Genomic DNA, 23,293 nt, shown 5'->3' on the forward strand with positions numbered 1-23,293 from the left:
ACGAAAAGTGATGAGTGAAAGTGCTAAAAAATATTATTCCAACCTGTATTTACTTCTTGCCAGCTGCAGCAGCGGCTGCCGCCAGCGCACCAATCGCCGCCCAGTCGCCTGCATTGATGAGGGAGGCTGGACACATCCACGAACCGCCCACGCACAGGATGTTTGATTGCTGCAATAGCGTTGGTGTCGCCTCTACTGTGACACCACCGGTCAGGCAGAATTTGACATCAGGGAAAGGACCGCCCAGCGCCTTTGCCATCTTGGTCGCGCCGACGATATCAGATGGAAAAAGTTTGACGACATTGAAGCCATGCTCCAGCGCCAGCATCAGGTCACTGGCACCGCCAACGCCAGGGAAATACGGTAAGCCGGATTCAGCTGCCGCTTTGGCCAGTACAGGTGTAATACCAGGACTGATACCAAAGGCTGCACCTGTTTCTTTGACAGCATCCAGTTGCGCCTGTGTCAAGATAGTACCTGCACCCACAGTCACTGTCGGGCAAGCCTTGACGACTTCGCGCAAGACTGTCATCGCATTTGGCGTGCGCAAGGTAATTTCCACTGCTGGCAAACCATTTTCTGCCAGCGTCGTCACACAGCGTATGGCCTGATCGACATCATCAGTAACGAGGATAGGCAATACACGGATTTGTTCCAGTTGGGCGATGATGTTTCGCTTACTCATACTGATATTCAGGCTCATGATGGGTTTCGCTTTTAGAAAATTAATCAATGAAAAGAGTTGATGCGCCATGCTCAGGTGCAGTCACGACACGACGCTGTGCGGCAAACAAGTCACGGCCATAGCCAAAAGTCACTTCCTTGCTGAGTTCACGCACGGTGCGCTGTGACCAGACATCGGCATCCACCAGGGCACGCAATTCACCAGTGTGGACATTGAGTTCAACCACATCACCATCACGCACTTTGCCGAGCGGGCCGCCTTGTGCCACTTCCGGGCTGACATGCAGGGCCGCTGGCACTTTGCCGGATGCACCCGACATACGACCGTCTGTCACCAGCGCAACCTTATAACCAGCCGACATCAGGCTGCCCAATACGGGAGTGAACTGGTGCAACTCAGGCATGCCATTCGCTTGCGGGCCCTGGAAGATGACGACAGCGACGAAATCCATATTCAGCTCGCCCGCCTTGTAAGCTTTGACGAGTGCATCCTGTGATTCAAATACTTTTGCCGGTGCCTTGATGATCCAGGCATCTTCAGGCACGGCAGATGCCTTGACAATCGCGCGGCCCAGATTGCCATGCAATAAACGCAGGCCGCCAGTAGGTGCGAATGGATCAGTCACATTGCGTACCACTGTTGTGTCGGTCGATTCTGCAGGCAGCGCTTCCCATTTGACCTTGCCATCTTCAGTCAATACCGGGCGGCTGGTGTGTGAATTCAAACCATCATTGCCATACACTGTCATGACATCTGCATGCATGAGTCCGGCAGACAAGAGTTCGCGTATCACAAACACCGGGCCACCGGCATCTTCAAAGGCATTCACGTCTGCAGTACCGTTAGGATAAACACGCGTCAGCAGAGGGATGACGGATGACAGTTCATCAAAATCCTGCCAGTCGATGATGATGCCAGCGGCGCGTGCCACGGCAATCCAGTGGATAGTGTGGTTGGTAGAACCACCCGTCGCCAGCAGGGCAATGACGGCATTGACGATGGTTTTTTCATTGACCAGTTGGCCAATCGGTTTGTAACTGCCGCTTTGCTCGGTCAATTGCAGGACGCGCTCTACTGCCGCATCTGTGAGCACACTGCGCAAAGGGTCGCCAGGATGGACAAAGGCGGCACCTGGCAAATGCAGGCCCATGGCTTCCAGCAGCATCTGGTTGCTGTTGGCTGTGCCATAGAAAGTACAGGTGCCCGCGCTATGGTAGGCGGCGCTTTCTGCCGCCAGCAATTCTTCCTTGGTCGCTTTGCCTTGGGCATAGCGTTCACGCACTGCTGCTTTTTCTTTATTCGACAAACCAGAGCCCATGGGGCCAGCAGGGATGAAGATGGTTGGCAGATGACCAAAGGCCAGCGCACCTATCAACAGGCCAGGTACGATCTTGTCGCAAATGCCGAGGCAGAGCGTCGCATCAAAAGCATCATGGCTCAGCGCCACGGCAGTTGCCTGGGCTATCACATCACGTGAGAAGAGCGAGAGCTCCATGCCAGGGCGGCCCTGTGTCACGCCATCACACATGGCAGGCACAGCACCGGCCACCTGGGCAGTGCCACCAAAGCGCAGCGCTGTCTGGCGTATCTGCGCTGGATAGTGCTCATACGGCTGATGTGCCGACAACATATCATTATAGGCAGTGACTATGCCGATATTTGGTTTTTGCGCCTGGTTGAGCCAGATCTTGGTGCCACTGTCCATCGCTGCATTAGCATGTGCCTGGTTAGCACAAGACAGGCTGGCACGACGCGGGCCACGGCCACGCATTTGCTCCAGTTGCGAAAGATAGGTAGAGCGCAAGGTTTTGCTGCGCTCGGTAATGCGCTGGGTAACCTTGTCGATAACAGGATGCAGCGCAATGGATGGGGATGTCGTCATATAACACCTGTGGCCCGTTCGGGCGAAAAATAAGAAAGCTGTAGCAATACTGAATCAATGCAGCAAAGATAGCATAAATCCCCACGTTTCTGTAACAAACTTTCAGTATTTTGATATTTAGCTGTTTTTTTGGCAAAAACATCAAATTTATCGTAATGAAACTACATTTTTGAATATTTTCTGGCATAATCAGGATAAATCACTATCATCAATGTAGTACATCTTTTGCAATGCATGACAAACTCAGGCAAAGCAAAACAGCAGCATCTGGCAGCAGACGGTAACTTACGGGAACATATACCTGCCGTCTGTGTTGCACCCAACATAACAACCGACACAACACGGAGTCAGCATGACCACATTTGTTTTATTTGGCGGCACCGGCGACCTTGCCAAGCGCAAGATCATCCCTGCTTTGTATAGCGCATTTGTGAATGGCAGGCTGGACCAGAACTTCAAGTTCATTGGTGCGGCCCGCGAAAAACTGACTGATGAAGAATTTCGGGTGCGTGTTGCGACTGCCATTGAATCCTATGCTGCCAACGTAGATGGTGCGACGGAAGAAAAACGAGCTGCCTTTTTGGCGACCACGCATTATTCCAAAATAGATGCGCGCATCCCAGAAGACTTTGCTGCCCTCAAAGACAATCTGCATACCAGTGAAACCAATGCCACCCTGTTTTACCTGGCGACAGGCCCCGACATTTTCATCCCCGTCGTTGAGCAATTGTCCAAGCATGGCCTGGTAGAAGGTAATGCCCGTGTCGTGGTCGAGAAACCTCTAGGCCGCGATGCGCAATCTGCCAAAGAGATCAACCAGTCCCTGCGCACTTACCTGAACGAAAACCAGATTTACCGTATCGATCATTACCTCGGTAAAGAGATGGTGCAAAACCTGCTGGCACTGCGTTTTGCCAATTCTTTCCTGGAGCCTTTATGGAACCGCAAATGGATACAGGATGTACAAATCTCCATCTCTGAACAGGTGGGTGTCGAATCACGCGGTGATTTCTATGACCATACTGGCGCGTTGCGCGACATGGTGCAAAACCATTTGCTGCAACTGGTGTCCATCGTCGCGATGGAACCACCGGTGAATGCCAACCCGGATGCGATACGCGATGAAAAAGTCAAGGTCTTGCGCGCCCTGCACAAGTTCACGCCTGACGAAGTCAGCAAGAAAACCGTGCGCGGCCAATATCGTGCCGGCGCCGTTGATGGCAAACCCGTCATTGCTTACCAGAATGAACCCGGCGTACCGCCTGCATCCCGCACTGAAACCTTTGTCGCCATCCGTGCCGAGATAGATAACTGGCGCTGGGCTGGTGTGCCTTTCTACCTGCGCACAGGCAAACGTATGGCCAGCCGCAGTGCGGAAATCACGATCAATTTCAAGCCTATCCCCTACTCCATCTTTGGCAAGTCACAAGGGCCTTTGCGTTCGAACCGCCTCGTCATTTCTTTGCAACCGGAAGAAAGCGTGCAACTTTATATGAAGGCCAAGGAACCGGGCGAAGGCATACGCCTGTCCGACGTTGCCCTGAACCTGGACTTTGCCGAAGTGTCGAATTCACGCCGCGTTGAATCTTATGAGCGTCTGTTGCTTGACGCCATGCACGGCGACCTGACCCTATTCGTGCGCGATGATGAACTGAGCGCTGCATGGGCCTGGATAGACCCCATCATGAGCGCCTGGCAAAACGATAGCGAAGGCCTCAAGTCATATATCTCCGGTAGTTGGGGTCCATCTGCTGCCAGTTACTTGCTGGCACAGCATGGGGCAGCCTGGGGTGAAGAATTCGTTGAAAGCTAAGCGATAAAATGACTATGAAATACCATACTTTTGAAAACTTCACGGCACTGACCGAAGCCCTGAGCCAGCAATGGCTGGATGTGATCAAGACCACACCGGATGGCAGCAGCTTTGCCCTGGCTGGAGGCTCCACACCTGCGCCTGTATATCAGCGCCTGGATCAATTGCTTTCGAATATCGATGCGCACAATCCCATCAAACTGGTAGCTACCGATGAACGCTGGGTACCGGATCAGGACACGCAGAGCAATGAGGGCCTGTTCCGCCGCTGCCTGTCCGGTTCTGCTGCTGGCAAGCGCTGGCAACTGGTGTCCCTGAAAAATGCTTCGAGCACGCCGGAAGTTGCGACAGAAGCCATCAATGTGCGTCTGAAGGAACAACTGCCGCAAGCCTTCAGTGCAGTCTTGCTGGGCATGGGCGCAGACGGGCATATTGCCTCCCTCTTCCCCGGCGCACCTACCCAGCATGATGATCTGGCTTGCCTGGCAGCGGTGCATCCGCAAACCCGCCAGAGCCGCATGTCCTTATCCTTGCCGCGTCTTTTGAATACCAAACGCATCTGGCTCGTCATCACCGGTGCAGAAAAACGACAGGTACTGGAACAGGCAGTAGAAAATAATCTGCCGGTTGCCTCCTTGCTGCGTGAAGCAGGCTGTACCATAGATGTTTTCTGGTGCCCGTAAAACTCATGTATATGGCCAATCCGTTTTCTGACAATAAGCCCAACAACCCTCCTGAAAAAGGTTTGCTGGCACGCATACGCACTGCCAGCACGGCTTTAAGCCGTGCCGAGCGCCAGGTAGCAGAATTTTTACTGCAAAAACCGCATGATGCACTGGAAATGTCGATACGGGTTCTGGCCCAGGCCTGCGACGTCAGCGAACCCACGGTCGCACGCTTTGCCCAGAGCATGGGATTTGACGGCTTCAAGACCTTCAAACTGGCGTTTGCCAAAAGCCTGGCCACCGGCATCCCGTTCCTGCATCTGGATGTGAACCAGGCTGATCATGTGCGTGATGTCTTGCCCAAGGTCTTTGACCGCACCATCGCCGCATTGATGGAAGCCCGCAATAATGCCAATACTGCAACCTTTGAAGCTGCAGTCAATCTGCTGGCACGCGCACGCCGCATAGAATGTTATGGCCTGGGTTATTCCGGCGCACTGGCGATTGATGCGCAGTTGAAATTCTTCCGCTTTGGCATACCAACCACGGTATTTTGTGATGCGCATTTGCAGGCACAATCAGCAACTTTATTGAACAGCGATTGTGTGGTCGTGGCATTTTCCCGCACTGGGCGCACACGTGACCTCATCAACAGCGTGCAATTGGCCAAACAGGCTGGTGCCAGGATACTGGTATTGTGCGCCAGTGGCGGCCCGCTGGCAGAACTGGCTGATGTGCATATCGGTGTTGATGTGGAAGAAGACCCGGACATCTACACACCGATGACTTCACGCCTTGCGCATCTGACCTATATCGATGCACTGGCAGTGGCTGTCACCTTGCTGCGTGGCCCTGCGGCCATCGACATGCTGGAAAGAGCCAAGGCCAGTATCAGTGAAAAACGGCTTGTCCCCAAGATAGGTTAAGGTCAATTAGGCCAACGTCAAACAGTTTGCATAGCGGCGTTGGCTACTACCCTGGCACGCCGCTTCCTCATCCAGATAATCACACCTGTGACGCTCAGCATGGCGACCACCAGGCCCAGCAGTGAAATCAGGATACGCCCAGTCAAGCCGAGTATACGGCCCGAATGCAAGGGGAATTGCGCCTGCAGGAAAATATCGCCAGCAGATCCGGTACCGGGAATTTTTCCTCCCAGGGCACTACCATCCTTGCCATCAAAATACAGCCAGGCATTGCCAAGGCCGACATCGCCATGATCATTACCAGGTTCAAAAAATCCCACACCATACACACCAAATGCGGGTGAATAAAATATGCCGCCAGCAGGCAAAGTCCAGCCGCGTTTTTGCGCTTCCTGTTTCGCCAATTCCGTAACCTGTTCACGGCTGATGACGGGTATCAGAGGCTTGTCCGGTGTTTGCGGCACACGGCTGGCAAATACATCCGCGCTCAGAGGTGAAAATAATGAAACCACTGGGCGAACCACCTGTGCATTCAGGTTCATCGATACTGAGGTAATCGCCAGCAGCAGCATGAACAGCCACAACCAGACACCACTGGAGCGGTGCAAATCAAAATTAAGTTTATGCCCTCCTTGACGCCAGCGAAAAGCAAATGACTTGCGCCAGCTACGCCAGTTGGGGAAAGACAGCCATAGCGCGATAAAACAATCGAGCGCCCACACTATGCCTATGATACCCATGAACAAAATACCCAGCTCTATGCCCGATACTTCGGGTATGTGCATGGTGTAATGCAGCTTGTATAAAAAGGGCAGCAGGTTTTCACGGCTCAGGGATATTTCACCCCATTGCCGCTTGCCTTGCACATCGCCGGTGACAGGGTCAACCGCAATCTGGTTAAAGCCCAGGGGATAAGCCTTGCCAGTGGCAGGATCTATCCTGCCTTCTACCGACAGCTGGCTGGTGTGTCCTGGCTCTGCATCGCTCAGGACATAGGTCACCCAGATGCGCGGGTCACGTGCTTCTACCCTGTTGGCCAGTTCCAGTCCTGACATGGGTTTGCCAGCCTTGCCTTGCGACTGGCTATGCGCCTGGAACAAATGCGGATTGAGCAAAGCATCCAGCTCATGATCCCAGGAGATGAAAGCACCCGTCAGGCCAGAGATAAACAGGAATACCGCCACCGCAAGCCCAAACCAGCGGTGCAGTAAAACAAAGACAGGACGCATCAGCATAAACTTCCTGGCTTATCAATATTTCCAGTTGACCGCAACGCTGCCGTTTCTTGGCGCAGCGTAATAGCCCTGGCTCCAGTACAGGCTGGTCAGATATTTTTGATCACTGACATTGTTCAGGTTGGCCGCTATGCTGAGATTCTGATTCACATCATAGCGCGCCATCAGGTTCAGAGTTGCATAACTGCCCTGGCGTATGATGTTGCCTGAGCCTTCATCACGGAAAATAGCCGACTGCCAGTTCAGGCTACCACCCACTTTTGCCTTTGGCATGAAAGGCAGTTGATAAGTACTGGACAGACGGAACAATTTGCGCGGCACATAAGTTTTGACATCCTGATCATTGCTACCCTTGAGGCTCAACTGTGTATAGCCTGCGCTGAGGTTCCAGCCTTTTGCCAGTTCACCACTGGCGTCGAGTTCAAAGCCTTGTGATTGCGCATCTATGCCACGGTAATAGCTCTTGGTGCCGATATAGCCTGCCTGCTCCGCTGCATTGTTTTGCTGTATCTTGAAAACGGCCGCTGACAGGTTGAGTTTGCGATTGAACAGTTCGACCTTGATACCCAGTTCATCGCCTTTACCCTTAACAGGGTCAAGGGTTTTCCCACTCGCATCCACTTCGCTTTGGGGATTGAAGATTTCCGTGTGGCTGGCATACACAGAAGTATTAGCTGTCAGATCATAGACCAGGCCCAGATAAGGCGAGGTGTTGCTGGCATTCTTGCGGCTGCTGACGCCATAAGCATAACCAGTGCTCTCTGCCTTGGTATGGTTTGCTCCGGCGATGAATTTGAATTGATCCGCCAGGTTGAAACGGGATGCAATAAATATGGTCTTGCGCGTGTCTTCATACGCACTGCCATCGGTGTAGGCATTGAATGCGGGTTGCGGATAATTGCCAGTCCAGTTGCTGATATCTGGCAAAGCGGTACCTATGCCTACGCCATAGTGGGAGATGTCATCCATCTTCGACTTCGACCAGTTGATACCAAAACTCAGGTCGTGCTTGCGTCCTGCCAATGTGAATTTGCCACTGGCAGACAAATCAAACAGTGTCTGGGTGTTGACATCGTTGTAAAGCGAAGGATAGCTATACAAACCCAGACCTGTCTTGCGGTCTGGCGTGCCGTAGGCATAAAACAGTTTGGAGTCAGCGGTTGATCTGTTGCGGCTCAATGTCGTCTTGATTTGCCAGTCATTATTCAGTTGATGACTCAGTTCGACAAAGCTGCGGTCGTCTTGCGTGAGCCAGTGTGACCAGTCTGCAGCGGTACTGGTGGAAGTCCTGTAATTGGTCGGACTGCCGTCGGTGTAATACAGAGGCAAGGCACCCCACATGCCACCTTTGGCATCACTCTTTTGATGTGAATGCCCCAGTGTCAGCACTGTAGCTTCGCCGAGATTGGCTTCAACCACTCCATATACCACGGTTTTTTCAGGCGAATAACGGTCAAGATAAGAATCACCGCCCTGTTTCGCGACCACTATACGACCGGCTACTGTGCCTGCGGCATTCAATGCACCAGATACATCTGCATCCAGCCTGCGCGTGTTCCACGAACCCAGCGTCAGCCCGGCAGAGGCCTGGAACTGGTAGGCCGGACGCTTGCGTATGAAGTTGACCGTCGCAGATGGGTTGCCGGTCGCTGACATCAGGCCATTCGCGCCGCGCACGATATCTACCCTGTCGTAAATCGCAGTATCAATATCACCAGCCACGTTGCCAGAGGTGAATGGCAAACCAACGCCATCGTACTGGAAATTGGTAATGTCAAAACCGCGTGCCATGTAATAAGTGCGGTCGGTCTCCACTTTTTCTACCGACACGCCGGTGGCATTAGACAGCACATCATTCACATTGACTTGCTTAAAGTCGTCCATCTTGGCACGGGTAACAACGGATACCGATTGCGGTGTTTCACGCAAAGAAAGATCAAGTCTGGTTGCCGAACTGCTTTTTCTTTTTGTATATGCACCTGTTTTTTCTGTACTCGGTTCATTCCCGGAAACGCCAGTCACGAGTACCTCAGGCAATTCAGCCTGCCCACCCTTGGCTGGCGCGGGCTCATCGGCGAAAGCCGGAGCAGCCAGCAGCATGGACAGCGCCAATGCAATTGGGCTCAAGGGATGGAGAGAATTTACAAGATGTACATTTTTTTGTAGAGATGCCGGTATCTTGCGAGGGAAAGCATGGGGAAAGGGCGAACGAGGTGAGCGCGAAGTCATAAATAAGCCTGGAAATTGACTAGCTGCACAGAGAACGCCTCTGAGAGTGTCAGAATTAAAAATTTCGGCTTATTTTACCCATACATAAATGCAATTGCAAATCATTCTCATTTATATTTAATAATAATCAAATACCCAAGGCTTCCCAGCAGCAATTCCTTTGTATGGCGTGCTTATTACATTGACATGAGCTTCCAGCGCCCTCGTACAGCATCAATCACAGCTACCAACTGCACTACAAGCCTGGTAAGTTTTCTGCTTTTTCTGCGAAGTACACTTGCCATCTTTGGCATCGCAGCTAATCGTATAGGTGGTTTCCAGCACGTCCACCCAACTGCCAATCTCGCAATGTTGCGCATCTTTTGTATCGCCTTTGAAATCTGCTTCACTACGCGTCAATAATTGTATGGTGCCGGTCTTGACCGGTGTCACCTCAAAGCCTTGCACCTGATCCTGGAATTTTTCATCGAGATAAGTTTTAGCCTTTTGTTTCAGGTCAAAAATGGCAAAGCCTTCACCGGCACTATCACCCATGCAACTTTGCTGGCTGCCAATCGCAATGCGCATGCTGGTGCCCGGCATGGCCTGGCTTTTTGTCGGGATGTCTGTCAGCAAGCTCATATCGCTTTTATTGAAAAAGACGGAACGAAACTGATCTGTGCCACCATCAATGTCATCGCTATGTGCAGTCAGCACTTCGCGTATTTGCAACAACACATGCTCACCCAGGTCTTCGAATTCAATTTGTATGACACCTGCGGGCAAGGGCGGCAGATCCTCCCCTGCTTTTGCCACGCCGTGCAATGTCAATTGCCGGGCATTGAATGCATCTATCCATTTGCGCAAAACCGCCTCGTCGTAAGACTTCATTTTCAGTTGCAGACTGGCAATGAAGCTATCCACAGTATCCGCAAGGTCTGGTTTTGCTGCCAGGCTATTGGCAGTTGTGCTGGCAACGCTGGATGCGGCAGCATTTTCTGATGCAGGTGAGTCTGCTTTACTATTCCCTTGTGGCTTGCTACAGGCACACATTGCCGCGCAAATCATTATTATGTAACAGAGTCTGGCTATTCCTGATGCGTGAAAATTAAACATTTTAGTGAGCTGCCTTTTAGAACTCATTTCATAAATAGGGATGAGTGCGAACAAGGCGATTTGGGATGCAGTGCAAGGCGTGGCCTGCAGCTAAGGCTCATGCCTTAGCAAAGGACGCAACGCAGCAATGCGCCCAAATCGTCAGTTCCCGAAGGGTTTGCCTCATAACACGTATCAGACAACATTGATTTATTGAAAATAGTGCCACAATTGACAACCACAAACGTGTTACCGATCCGTGTTATGAGGCGAACGCATCTCATTCATATTTATGAAATGAGTTCTAGCTACTTAAGGGGCAAAGGGGGCGATTCTAAATCCATCATCGCAAAACCGCATAAAAATATGCGCGTGCCGTTGTTGCCAGTGTACGCTGATGATAAAAACTCAAGTCAGCCTCTGGTATTTCAGGCAAGCTAAGAGAAATATTCTTCATAGGAGCCAGGTTTATGAATACCATCTCGCTTGCCCAGATTATTGACAGCGTCAAAGACTTGCCGACTTTGCCTGCCATCGTGATGGAATTATTGAATAATATCGATAATGAAGAATTGAATATGCATGACCTCGCGCAAAAAGTCAGCCATGACATGGCACTGACCGCCAAGACCCTGCGCTACGCAAACTCACCATATTACTCGACCATGATCAAGGTCACAACTGTGCAACAGGCGATTTCACTGTTGGGCTTGAGTACAGTAAGACAGATCGTGATCACCGCGGCACTGACGGGCTGCTTCCCTGAAAATAACTGTAAAGGATTCAATCACAAGGATTTCTGGCGGCATTCCAATGCCGTTGCCATTGCGGCCCGCATACTGGCCCGCCGCCTCAAGCTCAACCCAGATGTAGCTTTCACTGCCGGTTTATTGCACGACATAGGCGCACTGGTATTGGCGACCTGCTATACCGGGGCCTATGAAATGGTTTTGGAGCAAAGGCAGGAACTGCAAACAACGCAGTATGAAACTGAAAAGCAGTTATTGGGGATTGATCACGCCCTGGTTGGAGAGACCCTGGCAACACAGTGGAATTTTTCAGAAGTCATGATCAAAGCAATCGCTGGTCACCATCACCCAGAAAAGCCTGGTCTCGGTTTTCTGGCAACCATAGTCCATGTCGCAGATGGCATAGCCCACGCTCTTGGAGTCACGACCACACCTGATCTGGCACCGCCAGAAATCACCGGTCAGTCATGGGAGAGCCTGGGTCTGGACCAGACTCTGCTTGATGAAGTACTGGCCGAAGCCGCCGTAGAATTTGAAAAATTGCAGGAAGCGGTTGAGGTATAAGCCCACCTGTAATTACAAATCAGGCTGTATCAAATGCCCCAGCTTGGTCGCCTTGGTGCTCAGGTAGCGTTCATTATAGGGATTGCGCTTGACGATCAGAGGGACGTGCTCGTGTACCCTGACATTCATGCCTTCCATTGCTGAAATCTTGCGCGGGTTATTCGTCATCAGGCGTACCGACTCTATACCCAGATGTTTGAGCATGGGGTCGCACAGGCTATAGTCGCGCAGGTCGGCAGCAAAGCCTAGCTTTTGATTGGCTTCTACTGTATCGGCACCTTCGTCTTGCAGATGATAGGCACGTACCTTGTTGAGCAGGCCTATGCCACGCCCTTCCTGACGCAGATACAGCAAAGCGCCGCGCCCTTCCTGGGCGATTTTTTGCAAGGCCAGTTCCAGTTGCGGGCCACAGTCACAGCGCTTGCTGAACAAGGCGTCACCGGTCAGGCACTCTGAATGTATGCGTGCAAGCACGGGCTGGCCATCAGCCACATCGCCAAGAGTCAGGGCGATATGCTCTTTGCCCGTTGCCGTTTCTACAAAGGCATGCATGCGGAAGGTTGCCCAGGTCGTGGGCAGGTTACAGGAATCGACATATTCCAAAGCCTGTTCATCTAATTTGACAGGCTGGTCATTGCTTAACATACAATTCTCGCGGATTCTTTTTATGGATTATTGCCTGGCATAGCGCCATCAGTGGCGTTGATTACATCGGCCAAGGCTAGAGTATAAACGAGACAGGCATTTTCTACCTGCCGCTGCGAACGGGCGTTTTATTCTTAATCAAAGCTAACCAGATTTAATTAAAGCTATATAGGGTCTGCATCCAGAAAAGCAAGTAGTTGCCGGAGTAGAGGGTTTCCCCGAAAAAAAAGAGCACCTGCTTTTGCAAGGTGCTCTCTTCCTCATGGCTTCGCAAGCAGACCAGCTACCTACTCCAGATTCTTATCTACGCTGCAACTGTGTAATATCCCTGACCGCGCCACGATCAGCCGATGTTGCCAAAGCAGCATAAGCCTGCAGGGCTTGTGAGACATAGCGCTCACGGTCTACTGGCTGCCATGCTTGTGGACCACGTGCTTCCATCGCTGCCCTGCGTTGCGCCAGATCGCTATCACTGACTTTCAGGTTGATGGTACGGGCGGGAATATCGATTTCTATGATGTCGCCCTCTTCCACCAGACCAATAGTCCCGCCTTCTGCTGCTTCGGGTGAAGCATGGCCAATGACCAGACCGGAAGAACCGCCCGAGAAACGGCCATCCGTGAACAGGGCGCAAGCCTTGCCCAGGCCCTTGGATTTGATGTACGAAGTCGGATACAGCATTTCCTGCATGCCGGGGCCGCCTTTGGGGCCTTCATAACGGATGATGACGACATCGCCTTCATGCACGGTATCACCCAAGATGGCTTCGACAGCAGAATCCTGGCTTTCAAATACACGTGCCTTGCCGGTGAATTTCAAAATACTTTCATCGACACCTGCGGTTTTGACGATACAGCCTTTTTCTGCCAGATTGCCATACAAGACTGCCAGGCCACCATCTTGCGAATAGGCATGCGCCTTGTCGCGTATGCAGCCAGCTTCGCGGTCGGTATCAAGACTGTCAAAGCGCTTGTCTTGTGAGAATGCCGTCTGGGTAGGTATACCGCCTGGTGCAGCACTGAACAGTTTGCGTACTGCTGCATTGTCAGTCACGGCGATATCGTTTTGTGCAATCGCATCTGCCATGGTCGGGCTATGCACGGTCGGGCGTGTGGTATCGAGCAAACCAGCGCGTGCGAGTTCGCCGAGGATGGAAATAATGCCTCCTGCGCGATGGACATCTTCGATATGATATTTATCGGTCATCGGTGCTACCTTGCACAGACAAGGTACTTTGCGTGAGATGCGGTCAATATCGGCCATCTTGAAGTCCACGCCAGCCTCATGTGCAGCAGCCAGTAAATGCAAAACGGTATTGGTAGAACCGCCCATGGAAACGTCAAGCGCCATGGCGTTTTCAAAAGTGGCTTTGTTGGCGATGGAACGTGGCAGGATGGAATAATCATCCTGCTCATAATGGCGTTTGGCCAGCTCCACCACCAGGCGGCCAGCGCGCAGGAACAATTCCTTGCGGTCAGCATGCGTCGCCAATATCGTGCCATTGCCTGGCAAGGACAAACCAAGCGCTTCGGTCAAACAGTTCATCGAATTTGCCGTGAACATACCAGAACAGGAACCACAGGTAGGACAGGCAGAACGTTCTATACGGCCTATCTCTTCATCCGACACATTGCTGTCACCCGCCTTGATCATGGCGTCAACCAGATCAATCTTCATGATCTTTTGTTCACCAGTCTGCTTGGGATGCAAAGTCTCCAGCACCTTGCCCGCTTCCATAGGGCCACCGGAAACAAACACGACAGGAATATTCAAACGCATCGCAGCCATCAGCATGCCGGGCGTAATCTTGTCGCAGTTGGAGATGCACACCATGGCGTCAGCACAGTGGGCGTTGACCATGTATTCGACAGAGTCAGCAATCAGCTCGCGTGAAGGCAGGGAATACAACATGCCTCCATGACCCATGGCGATGCCGTCGTCCACGGCTATCGTATTGAATTCTTTTGCCACACCACCAGCCGCTTCAATTTCACGCGCCACCATCTGGCCCAGGTCTTTCAGATGCACATGACCAGGCACGAACTGGGTAAATGAATTGACCACGGCGACGATAGGCTTATCAAAATCCCCATCTTTCATGCCAGTCGCACGCCACAGGGCGCGGGCACCGGCCATATTGCGGCCATGGGTGGTGGTACGGGAACGGTATGCGGGCATGTCTGACTCCAGGCTGGCGATAAAATGAAAATGTTATATCAGCATGCGCTTCGTATAATCATATGTCAAATATGGAATTTATTGAGAATTAGGTCGAATTAAGTATCAATTAAATTCAAGACCTAAAGACTCACCACAGAGGCACCGAGACACAGAGTAAACACCGAGAAAATCAAATTTTAAAAAGACGCTCAGGTTTTCTCTTGCCTTTCTCTGTGTCTCTGTGGTGGAGCAGGGAATTCGTGTGGTATGCCACACGCCTGCACAACGAAGACTTCTTGCAAGAAGTCTTTCCTTCCTCTGTGTTGAGAAGTCTTTACTCAAATCACGAACACCCATAAAAAAACGCGAAGCTCATACTTCGCGTTTTTAAGAATCATGACCCCATCATTCCTGATGGTATTGCGTCACTCTTTCCACTTCGTTTTTGGAACCCAGGAACACAGCCACACGCTGATGCAGTTTTTCTGGCTGGATGTCCAGCATACGGCGCTTGCCGTCTGTCGATGCGCCGCCAGCCTGTTCTACGATAAAAGACATGGGGTTGGCTTCGTACATCAGGCGCAGCTTGCCTGCTTTGTCCGGTTCACGCATATCTGCCGGGTACATGAAGATGCCGCCACGGTTCAGGATGCGGTGTACATCGGCGACCATGGAGGCGATCCAGCGCATATTGAATTCTTTGCCGCGCGGGCCGGTGCCGCCAGCCAGCATTTCTTCTACATAGCGTGTGACTGGCGGGTACCAATGGCGGGTATTGGAAGCGTTGATGGCGAACTCCTTGGTGTCTGCCGGGATTTGCATATTGCGTTGTGTCAGTACCCAGGAACCCATTTCACGGTCGAGAGTGAAGCAATTGACGCCATTGCCTGTCGTCAGCACCAGCACTGTTTGCGGGCCATACACGGCATAACCGGCTGCGACTTGCTTGCTGCCTGGCTGCAGGAAATCCTGCTCGGTTGGTTTGCCCATGCCGTCAGGTGCTTTCAATACCGAGAAGATGGTACCGATAGAGACGTTGACGTCGATATTGCTGGAACCATCAAGCGGATCAAACAAGAGCATATATTCGCCCTGAGGATAGCGGTTCGGTATCGGATGTATGCTTTCCATTTCTTCCGATGCCATGGCTGCCAGGTGGCCGCCCCATTCATTGGCTTCGAGCAGGATTTCATTCGACAGGATGTCGAGTTTTTTCTGTACTTCACCCTGGATGTTTTCACTGCCCGCCGTACCAAGCACTTCACCCAGCGCGCCCTTGCCTACGGCATGGCTGATGGTTTTACAGGCGCGGGCAACAACCTCAATCAACAGACGCAATTCTGCCGGGATCGAGTTATTCAGTCGTTGTTCTTCGACCAGGTATTGGGTGAGGCTTACACGTTTCATGTTGTTCTTTCAGTTTCTATTTCAGTGACTTTTAAATTCTTTATGAAGCCAGGGCCTTGCTAACGACTTCGAGCACGTCTTTCGACAGTTTCTTGGTGTCAGCCACTTTTTGCAAAGCGGCTTTCATGTGCACTTGCAGGCTCTCAGGATATTTTTTCCAGCGGTCCATGCTGCGTGCCAGGCGGGCTGCGACTTGCGGGTTGAGTTTATTGAGAGCAATCACCAGTTCTGCCCACAAGACATAACCACTGCCATCAGCGGCGTGGAAGCGGGATGGATTGGCATTACAGAAAGCAAACGTCAAACTGCGCGCACGGTTAGGATTGTTCAATGTAAATGCTGGATGCGTCATCAATTCACGCACCTTGGCAACATCAGTGGTGCGTGCAGTTGCCTGCAACATGAACCATTTGTCGATGACCAGGGCTTCTTTCTTGAAGTCTTTATAGAAAGCTTTCAAGGACTTGGCTGCCGATTTGGCTTGCTTGTCATTGCCACTGAAGTTAGTCAATGCAGTCAGTGCAGCCAGGCGGTCCGTCATGTTTTCTGCTTCATCAAACTGGGTTTTCGCCAGATCAAAAGTAGATTCGTCCGACCATTCAAGCAGATAAGACAGGGCCAGGTTTTTCAATCCACGTTTTGCCATGGACTGTGCATCCGGGCTGTATTTGCCAGGTGTCAGGTGAGCTTCATAAGCACTCAGCAAATCAGCGCGCAGATGCTTTGTGATGGTGGCGCGGGCAAACTGGCGTGCAGTATGGATGGCCTGTGGATCTACTACCTTGAATTCTTCAGCGATCATGGCTTCGGATGGCAGTGTCAGCACCAGTTCACGGAAAGCCGGGTCGAGGCTGGCATCGTTCAGGGTAGCGCGCAGGGCTTCGATAAACATGCTGTCCAGGCTCAGCTCTTCACCTTGCTGTACTGCAGTTGTCAGTTTAACGAGACGGCGTGTAGCCAGACGCTGGCCCGCTTCCCAGCGGTTGAACGGGTCGCTGTCATTGGCCAGCAAAAGGCCCAGTTCTTCATCGCTGTAGTCAATTTCCAGCACGACTGGTGCAGAGAAATTACGCAACAATGATGGTACTGGTTTGCTGCTAACGCCCGTAAAGACAAAAGTCTGGCTGGCTTCTGTCAGTTCAAGCACCAGGCTGGTCGCGCCAGCCTGTGCTTCGTAAGCAGCGCTATGCAAAGGAATATCCTTGCCATCTGCCCCCAGCAAGCCCATGGCAACCGGGATGTGGAAAGGCAGTTTTTCTGCCTGGCCTGGTGTAGCCGGGCAAGACTGGCTCAGGGTGATGGAGTAAGTCTGTGCATCTGCATCATAAGTCGCCTCGACCTTCACGCGTGGCGTACCAGCCTGGCTATACCAGCGTTCAAACTGAGTCAGGTCACGGCCACTGGAATCTGCCATGGCAGCGCGGAAGTCATCGCATTCAACAGCCTGGCCATCATGACGCTCAAAATACAGGTCCATGCCTTTGCGGAAGCCATCATGGCCCAGCAAGGTGTAATACATGCGCACGACTTCTGAACCTTTTTCATAAATCGTGACGGTGTAGAAATTATTGATTTCTACAAAAGAATCAGGGCGTACGGGATGGGCCATAGGGCCTGCATCTTCAGAGAATTGTACCTGGCGCAGCAGGCGTACATCTTCTATGCGCTTGACGGCGCGGCCTGTGGCTGTGCCTACCAGGTCGGCAGAAAATTCCTGGTCACGGAAAACCGTCAGGCCCTCTTTCAGGGACAACTGGAACCAGTCGCGGCAAGTGACACGGTTACCTGTCCAGTTATGGAAGTATTCATGACCAACGACTGATTCTATGCCCGCATAATCAACGTCAGTCGCAATGCTTGGATTAGCCAGTACAAACTTGGTATTAAAAATATTCAAACCTTTGTTTTCCATCGCGCCCATATTGAAGTCGCCAGTGGCAACGATCATGAAGCGGTCAAGATCCAGTTCCAGGCCAAAGCGTTCTTCATCCCAGCGTATGCTGTTTTTGAGCGAATCCATGGCGTGCTGGGTTTTATCCAGGTTGCCGTCTTCTACCCAAACCTGCAGCAAGACTTTGCGGCCAGATTTCAACTTATAGTCTTCTTCCTGGCATACCAGCTTGCCCGCCACCAGGGCGAACAGGTAAGACGGCTTTTTGAACGGGTCTTCCCACTTGCCAAAATGGCGACCATCACCGAGATCGCCTTCTGCTATCAGATTACCGTTGCTGAGCAGCACAGGGAATTTTTTCTTGTCGGCGCGCAGCATGACAGTGTATTTCGCCATGACGTCAGGACGGTCAGGGAACCAGGTGATCTTGCGGAAGCCTTCTGCCTCGCACTGAGTAATAAAGTTACCGTTGGATGCGTACAGGCCGGACAGGGAGGTATTCTTGAGCGGATTGATCAGTGTTTCAATTTCCAGCGTGACTTCGTCCGGGGCATTGGCTATGCGCAAGGTCTCGCCTTCTATCTTGTAGGCAGACTTTTTGAGGTTCACGCCATTCATGCGCAATTGCAGCAATTTCAGGGATTCGCCAAACAAGACCAGGTCTTTCTCGCTGCTGTCATGATTGCGGCGCATGGTCATGCGGGTGGCTACATGGGTGGCACTAAGATCAAGGTCGAAACCCATCTCTACCGTATCTACCCAAAATCCCGGGGCTACATAGTCTTTACGGAAAATTGTCTCTGGTTTGCTGGCAATATCGTTACGCATGGATGGAATATCTCGCGAAAATAAGTTGAATGACAAAGTCTTTTGAACCCTGTAAAGACCGCCATTTTACCAAGCTGCGCCCATACAGGGATAAATTCACTTGAATAGACGCAAATTAAGGCAGAAAGTTTGGTAAAACCATCAAATTTTTACTGATCTGGCCTGACCAGCATGCAAATCAAGACCTGGTAACAAAGTCGATACAACCCGTTACAGTAAGAGCAACAAGTTTTCTGATTCAGGCATATCATGGAACTATAGTAAAAGTATGTTTGAAGGAGCAGTAAAAATGAAAAAGTTCACCTTATTCTTCGCCCTGGCCTGCAGCCTGCTGCTGGGCGGATGTGCGACGACATTCACGAGCCAGGTCAGCGTCTTCCACGAATGGCCAGGCGCCACACAAGACAAATCTTATATATTTGAACGTGCACCGGTGCAGGAAAATAATCCCGAGCACAAGCTGTATGAAGACTTGCTCAGAACCCGCCTGCAAAATCTGGGCTTCAAGGAGGTGGCGGCTGGAACGGCGCCTGTCCTGAAAGTTGAATTGCAGTATGCCAGCACACTCAGGGAAATCCAGGCCTCGCCGTTCTGGCAACCTGGTATCTATGACCCCTATTGGGGCCTGCATTTCAGCCGTGGCATTTATCGCCGCCACTATATTTATTATCCGGGATACTGGGGCTGGCCCGGCTACCCCCGTGGATGGACGGATATCAGCGTGCGCAGCACCTACCTGCACCAGTTGCAAATTCGCATCACTGAATTGAACGGTAACAAGAAACTGGCTGACATCAAGGCCAGCACCGAGCAATTCAACCCTGAGATCTCGCTGTATATTCCTTATCTGATGGATAGCGCGCTCAAGGACTTTCCGGGCAAGAATGGCAGCACCAGCAAGGTGGAATTGACCGTCAAGGATTAACAGGTGTAGTCACTCTGATGGAGTGACTACACTGCCTGTACTGGTTAAGTTGCCGGAGGGTCGCGCAATGCCTCCACCAGGGCGCGATCTACCACAGATTCAGCCACAATCTGTATCGCCCTGCCCTCGCGGAACTGGGTAATCAATTCTTCACTGGAGACCGAGAAGGCGTCATGCCCCTGGCGGTTAGTGAAGATATAGCGGGTACGCTTGGGGCTGACCCAGGCAAGCTTGAAGCGCGTGGTAACACCATTCTGTCTCGTGAAATCAACCCAGATACCGCGCTCCATGGTCTCAATGACGCGCGCCCATTCATCTACCGGCTGCTCTATCTGATCCTGTACATGGCGGTTCAGGCGTTTTTCACTGGCGCGCTGGGCGATATTGACGGCAATTTCAAGCTGGCGACGTGGTGAGAATTCCAGCGGGGCGCGGGCAATTGCGGCATGGCGCTCAGCCAATTTGGAAAAGAAGATAACGCGTTCGGGCTCATCCCACTTGATCGCATTGAGCCAGGCATTCAGCAAAGACAGCATGGCTGGCAGTTTGCTGACCAGCTCCTTGCGTTCTTCTGCACTGTTCTTGGGTTTCAGACTCCAGATCAGGTCATCCATCGTCCTCAGGGCATTTTCGAGGGCGTTGGGTTTTTCTTCCTTGACGTTATGCGATATCGTCAGAATCCTGATCCATTGCTCTTTGAGGAAGGTTTCCAGGAAACCCGCAACCTCACCCGTTTCTACCCGGATGGCAACATCATTTTCGGCAAACTCGCGCGCCAGGCGCATTTTTTCCTGCTTCAGCGCAACGGCTACCGGTTCACTGATGGCAACTTCGGTTTGCTGTTCTTCATCCTTGAGGAAGGCTTCCAGGTCAGCAACGACATCTGAAAACAGTTCTATCTGCTGATCAAAATCCTGCTGCACCCTTTCAACTATGCCTTCTATCATCTGATAGAGCGGGTCTTCTGAAGTGGTGTCGCTATTGAGCAGGACGCTGGACTTAGCCAGTGTGTCTATCAATACCCGTGCCGGATGGCTTTCCTTGAAAAAGAAATCCTTGTCCAGCAAAGCCACTTTCAAAGTCGGTATCTGCAACTGGCTGATGAGGTTCTTGATATCTGCGGGTATGCTGGTGTCATTAAAGACATAGTCAAAGATACGCGCCAGCAGCTCTATGGTGCTCTGGTCTATATGGGTCAGGCCACCAGCATTGGGCTGCTGCGACAATTGCCGCAGATGCGCCGTATCAGTAGGCATGGGATTCGCAGAAAAATCCCTTTGTACGCTCGTCAGGTAATCAAAAAACTGCCTGTCTATGGTGACCATGTCGGGCGCATTACCACTGCCACCACCACCGCTACCACCGCCATAGCCACCTCCACCGCCGCCGTTTCCACTGCCATTGCCACCGCCAGCATCTTGCCCACCAGTGTAAGGCATGCCTCCACCATCCATGGCAGGGCCGCCGCCCCCGTTACCACCGCCACCGCCGCCTCCGGTTACTGTATTACCAAAGGACCCGGCGGGCGCATTGCCTGAGAAAATATTGCGCAGCTTGTTTTCCAGATAAGGGTCGCGGTTACTGATATCGTCAGAGCCAGACATCATGTTCTTTTTTTGCTTGTTACGATAACCATCATTGAGTTCTGGCAAAATACCGCGCTCTACCAGGGCCTGATTCAATTCGCGATAAATAGCACCGAGTTGCAGGAACAATTCTGGCCGCAGCAAGCGCAAGATCAGGTGATGGGTTTCGGGATTGGGTTCCAGTTCCATCCATGCCTGATGGACGGCCTTGACAAATAATTCCGGGCGAAAAGGGTTTTGCGAAACACTGATGGGTGTGCGGCGCAGGATATGGCCTATGCGCACATTCAGGGCAACCAGCAACTCTGCATTGGTCACTTCCAGCGACTGGCTCAGGTTACGGCTGAGCACCTTGCTCTCCATTTCTTCAAAACTGACCAGGGAAAAATCCTGCTTGCCTTCGTCCGTCCTGGCACGCTTGCGGGTATTGACGACACTGACTTCTTTGGCAAGCGCCGCATTGACCTGGCCTGCAACCAGGCGGTAGAAAGTGGTGCCATTGCGCTTTAATTGCTGGTAAGCAGCAAAACTCGTAGCGACCTCTTCCGGCCTGACAGTCTGGTCAGACAGCTTAAACAGGGCCTCGGTCAGGCGTCCTGCAAATGCCTCAATTTGCGAGGAAACCAGATTAGTGGCGATAGGCACCAGACTTTGCAATATCAGCAAACGGCTAGAGCTGGAAAATTCGCTCGTCTTGGCATTATTCAGTGGAATGGTATCCATCGCTCTTTTTTATTATGCTCAGGTTATAAATCATACTCAGGCGCCTGCGTGTGCACCCAAAAACTTGCATTCTGCCAAGCCACACAGGCTTGCGCAATGCCAGAATCCTACGGAATAGTGCAGTAAAACAACAAAGCTGCAAAATTGCACTACCCAGTATTCAAGCCTCACTAATTAGTATAGTAAGCCTCTGACCCCAGCGTAATAACTACTATGAGCATGACTGCAAAAATAAGTACCAGCAGCAGCCTTCCAAATTTAGGGCTGCCACTGTCTTTTTCTGCCTGTGTTTTTGATGGTGGTGTTACTTCTGTCATATTTTCTTGTTTCAGGGAATCAATATGCTGGAACCTGTTGTTTTGCGGGCCTCCAGCTCACGGTGCGCATGCGCCACTTCACTTAAGGGATAGCGCTGGCGTATGTCTATTTTAACTTTGCCGCTCTCGACCATGGAAAATAAGTGAGCAGCCATTTGCTCCAGATCATCACGTTTGGCCGTATAACTCATCAAACTGGGGCGGGTAATGAACAGCGAGCCACGTGAGGCAAGCTCGCCAAGACTGAAAGCAGGTACAGGACCAGAGGCATTGCCAAAGCTGACCATCATGCCCAACGGCGAAAGACAATCCAGCGACGGGATGAAAGTATCCTTGCCTATGGAATCATAGACGACAGGCACGCCTTTTCCATCTGTAATTTCACGGACACGCTGAACAAAATTTTCCTTGTTGTAGTTGATGACATGGGCACAGCCATGCGCTTTGGCCAGCTCGCCCTTCTCATCCGAGCCCACCGTGCCTATCATGGTGACACCGATGGCGCGTGCCCACTGACAGGCAATCAGGCCTACACCGCCAGCGGCAGCATGAAACAATATTGTTTCCCCGCCCTGCAAAGGGAAAGTACGGTGAAACAGGTATTGCACCGTCAAGCCCTGCAGCATCATCGCGGCTGCAGTCTCAAAACTGATGCTGTCTGGCAGGCGCACGAGATTATCTGCCGGCATGATGCGGGCCTCGGCATAGGCGCCGGTTGGCCTTCCCGCGTAAGCCACCCTGTCGCCAACCTGCACATATTTCACGTCCGGCCCTATGGCCTCTACGACACCAGCCCCCTCCATGCCCAGGCCACCCGGCAGCGCTTGCGGATATAAACCGGTGCGGAAATACACGTCAATAAAATTCAGGCCGCAAGCCTTTTGGCTTACCAGCACCTCACCCGGGCCGGGCTTGCCCAGCTCTACGTCGACATATTCCATGACTTCCGGACCACCGGTTTGCTGTATGCGAATTGCCTTGACCATTTA

General features: G+C 51.9%; 17 protein-coding genes. 5 read left to right on the top strand and 12 right to left on the bottom strand.

Translation table 11 applies throughout. The features are described from left to right. Positions 1-49 precede the first annotated feature (49 nt). Positions 50-685, bottom strand: a complete 636-nt coding sequence (eda, locus tag UNDYM_RS16560) for a bifunctional 4-hydroxy-2-oxoglutarate aldolase/2-dehydro-3-deoxy-phosphogluconate aldolase (RefSeq protein ID WP_162042012.1) — start codon at positions 683-685, stop codon at positions 50-52. Between the two features lie 40 nt (positions 686-725). After that, positions 726-2,567: a phosphogluconate dehydratase gene (edd, locus tag UNDYM_RS16565; protein ID WP_162042013.1), complete on the bottom strand. Its 1,842-nt coding sequence runs from the start codon at positions 2,565-2,567 to the stop codon at positions 726-728. 352 nt (positions 2,568-2,919) lie between these two features. Between edd and zwf the strand changes: the two genes are divergently transcribed. The 3 genes from zwf to UNDYM_RS16580 are packed head-to-tail and all read left to right on the top strand — an operon-like array spanning position 2,920 to position 5,971. Beyond that, a complete protein-coding gene (gene zwf / locus UNDYM_RS16570; RefSeq protein WP_162042014.1) occupies positions 2,920-4,380 on the top strand; it encodes a glucose-6-phosphate dehydrogenase in 1,461 nt (486 codons plus the stop codon). Between the two features lie 14 nt (positions 4,381-4,394). Beyond that, positions 4,395-5,063, top strand: coding sequence for a 6-phosphogluconolactonase (pgl, locus tag UNDYM_RS16575; protein WP_162042015.1), 669 nt, complete (start codon positions 4,395-4,397; stop codon positions 5,061-5,063). A gap of 5 nt (positions 5,064-5,068) precedes the next feature. Then, positions 5,069-5,971 carry an SIS domain-containing protein gene (locus tag UNDYM_RS16580; RefSeq protein ID WP_162042016.1) on the top strand — a complete coding sequence of 301 codons (903 nt, stop codon included), beginning with the start codon at positions 5,069-5,071 and terminating at the stop codon, positions 5,969-5,971. Between the two features lie 17 nt (positions 5,972-5,988). Here UNDYM_RS16580 and UNDYM_RS16585 read toward each other — a convergent pair whose 3' ends face one another. The 3 genes from UNDYM_RS16585 to UNDYM_RS16595 all read right to left on the bottom strand — a co-directional run bounded on the left by UNDYM_RS16585 (position 5,989) and on the right by UNDYM_RS16595 (position 10,467). Then, complete coding sequence (locus tag UNDYM_RS16585) at positions 5,989-7,200, bottom strand: PepSY domain-containing protein (protein ID WP_162044662.1); 1,212 nt, start codon at positions 7,198-7,200, stop codon at positions 5,989-5,991. Between the two features lie 21 nt (positions 7,201-7,221). Continuing rightward, the gene (locus UNDYM_RS16590; RefSeq protein ID WP_232063515.1) at positions 7,222-9,333 is read right to left on the bottom strand and encodes a TonB-dependent siderophore receptor; all 2,112 of its coding nucleotides are present in this window, start codon (positions 9,331-9,333) and stop codon (positions 7,222-7,224) included. A 315-nt stretch (positions 9,334-9,648) separates the two neighbouring features. After that, positions 9,649-10,467, bottom strand: a complete 819-nt coding sequence (locus UNDYM_RS16595; protein WP_162042017.1) for a hypothetical protein — start codon at positions 10,465-10,467, stop codon at positions 9,649-9,651. Positions 10,468-10,979: 512 nt separating this feature from the next. Here UNDYM_RS16595 and UNDYM_RS16600 point away from each other — a divergent pair. Beyond that, positions 10,980-11,822: an HDOD domain-containing protein gene (locus UNDYM_RS16600; RefSeq protein WP_162042018.1), complete on the top strand. Its 843-nt coding sequence runs from the start codon at positions 10,980-10,982 to the stop codon at positions 11,820-11,822. Positions 11,823-11,834: 12 nt separating this feature from the next. On the opposite strand, the gene ribA is transcribed toward UNDYM_RS16600, so the two are convergent. From ribA to pepN, 4 genes are all read right to left on the bottom strand, one after another. Continuing rightward, positions 11,835-12,467, bottom strand: coding sequence for a GTP cyclohydrolase II (ribA, locus tag UNDYM_RS16605; RefSeq protein WP_162042019.1), 633 nt, complete (start codon positions 12,465-12,467; stop codon positions 11,835-11,837). Positions 12,468-12,767: 300 nt separating this feature from the next. Continuing rightward, on the bottom strand, positions 12,768-14,645 hold the full coding sequence (ilvD, locus tag UNDYM_RS16610; RefSeq protein ID WP_162042020.1) for a dihydroxy-acid dehydratase: 1,878 nt from the start codon (positions 14,643-14,645) through the stop codon (positions 12,768-12,770). Positions 14,646-15,032: 387 nt separating this feature from the next. After that, on the bottom strand, positions 15,033-16,034 hold the full coding sequence (locus tag UNDYM_RS16615) for a class 1 fructose-bisphosphatase (protein WP_162042021.1): 1,002 nt from the start codon (positions 16,032-16,034) through the stop codon (positions 15,033-15,035). 40 nt (positions 16,035-16,074) lie between these two features. Beyond that, positions 16,075-18,753, bottom strand: a complete 2,679-nt coding sequence (pepN, locus tag UNDYM_RS16620; protein WP_162042022.1) for an aminopeptidase N — start codon at positions 18,751-18,753, stop codon at positions 16,075-16,077. A gap of 289 nt (positions 18,754-19,042) precedes the next feature. Between pepN and UNDYM_RS16625 the strand changes: the two genes are divergently transcribed. Then, complete coding sequence (locus UNDYM_RS16625) at positions 19,043-19,678, top strand: DUF4136 domain-containing protein (protein ID WP_162042023.1); 636 nt, start codon at positions 19,043-19,045, stop codon at positions 19,676-19,678. Positions 19,679-19,722: 44 nt separating this feature from the next. On the opposite strand, the gene UNDYM_RS16630 is transcribed toward UNDYM_RS16625, so the two are convergent. The 3 genes from UNDYM_RS16630 to UNDYM_RS16635 all read right to left on the bottom strand — a co-directional run bounded on the left by UNDYM_RS16630 (position 19,723) and on the right by UNDYM_RS16635 (position 23,290). Then, entirely contained in the window at positions 19,723-21,987 is a 2,265-nt protein-coding gene (locus tag UNDYM_RS16630; RefSeq protein ID WP_162042024.1) for a DUF1631 family protein, read from the bottom strand. A 170-nt stretch (positions 21,988-22,157) separates the two neighbouring features. Then, a complete protein-coding gene (locus tag UNDYM_RS30255; protein ID WP_174244949.1) occupies positions 22,158-22,304 on the bottom strand; it encodes a hypothetical protein in 147 nt (48 codons plus the stop codon). 11 nt (positions 22,305-22,315) lie between these two features. Next, the gene (locus UNDYM_RS16635) at positions 22,316-23,290 is read right to left on the bottom strand and encodes a quinone oxidoreductase (RefSeq protein ID WP_162042025.1); all 975 of its coding nucleotides are present in this window, start codon (positions 23,288-23,290) and stop codon (positions 22,316-22,318) included. Positions 23,291-23,293: the final 3 nt, after the last annotated feature.

Origin of the sequence: Undibacterium sp. YM2 (assembly GCF_009937975.1) — a bacterium.
Taxonomy (GTDB): Bacteria; Pseudomonadota; Gammaproteobacteria; order Burkholderiales; family Burkholderiaceae_D; genus Undibacterium.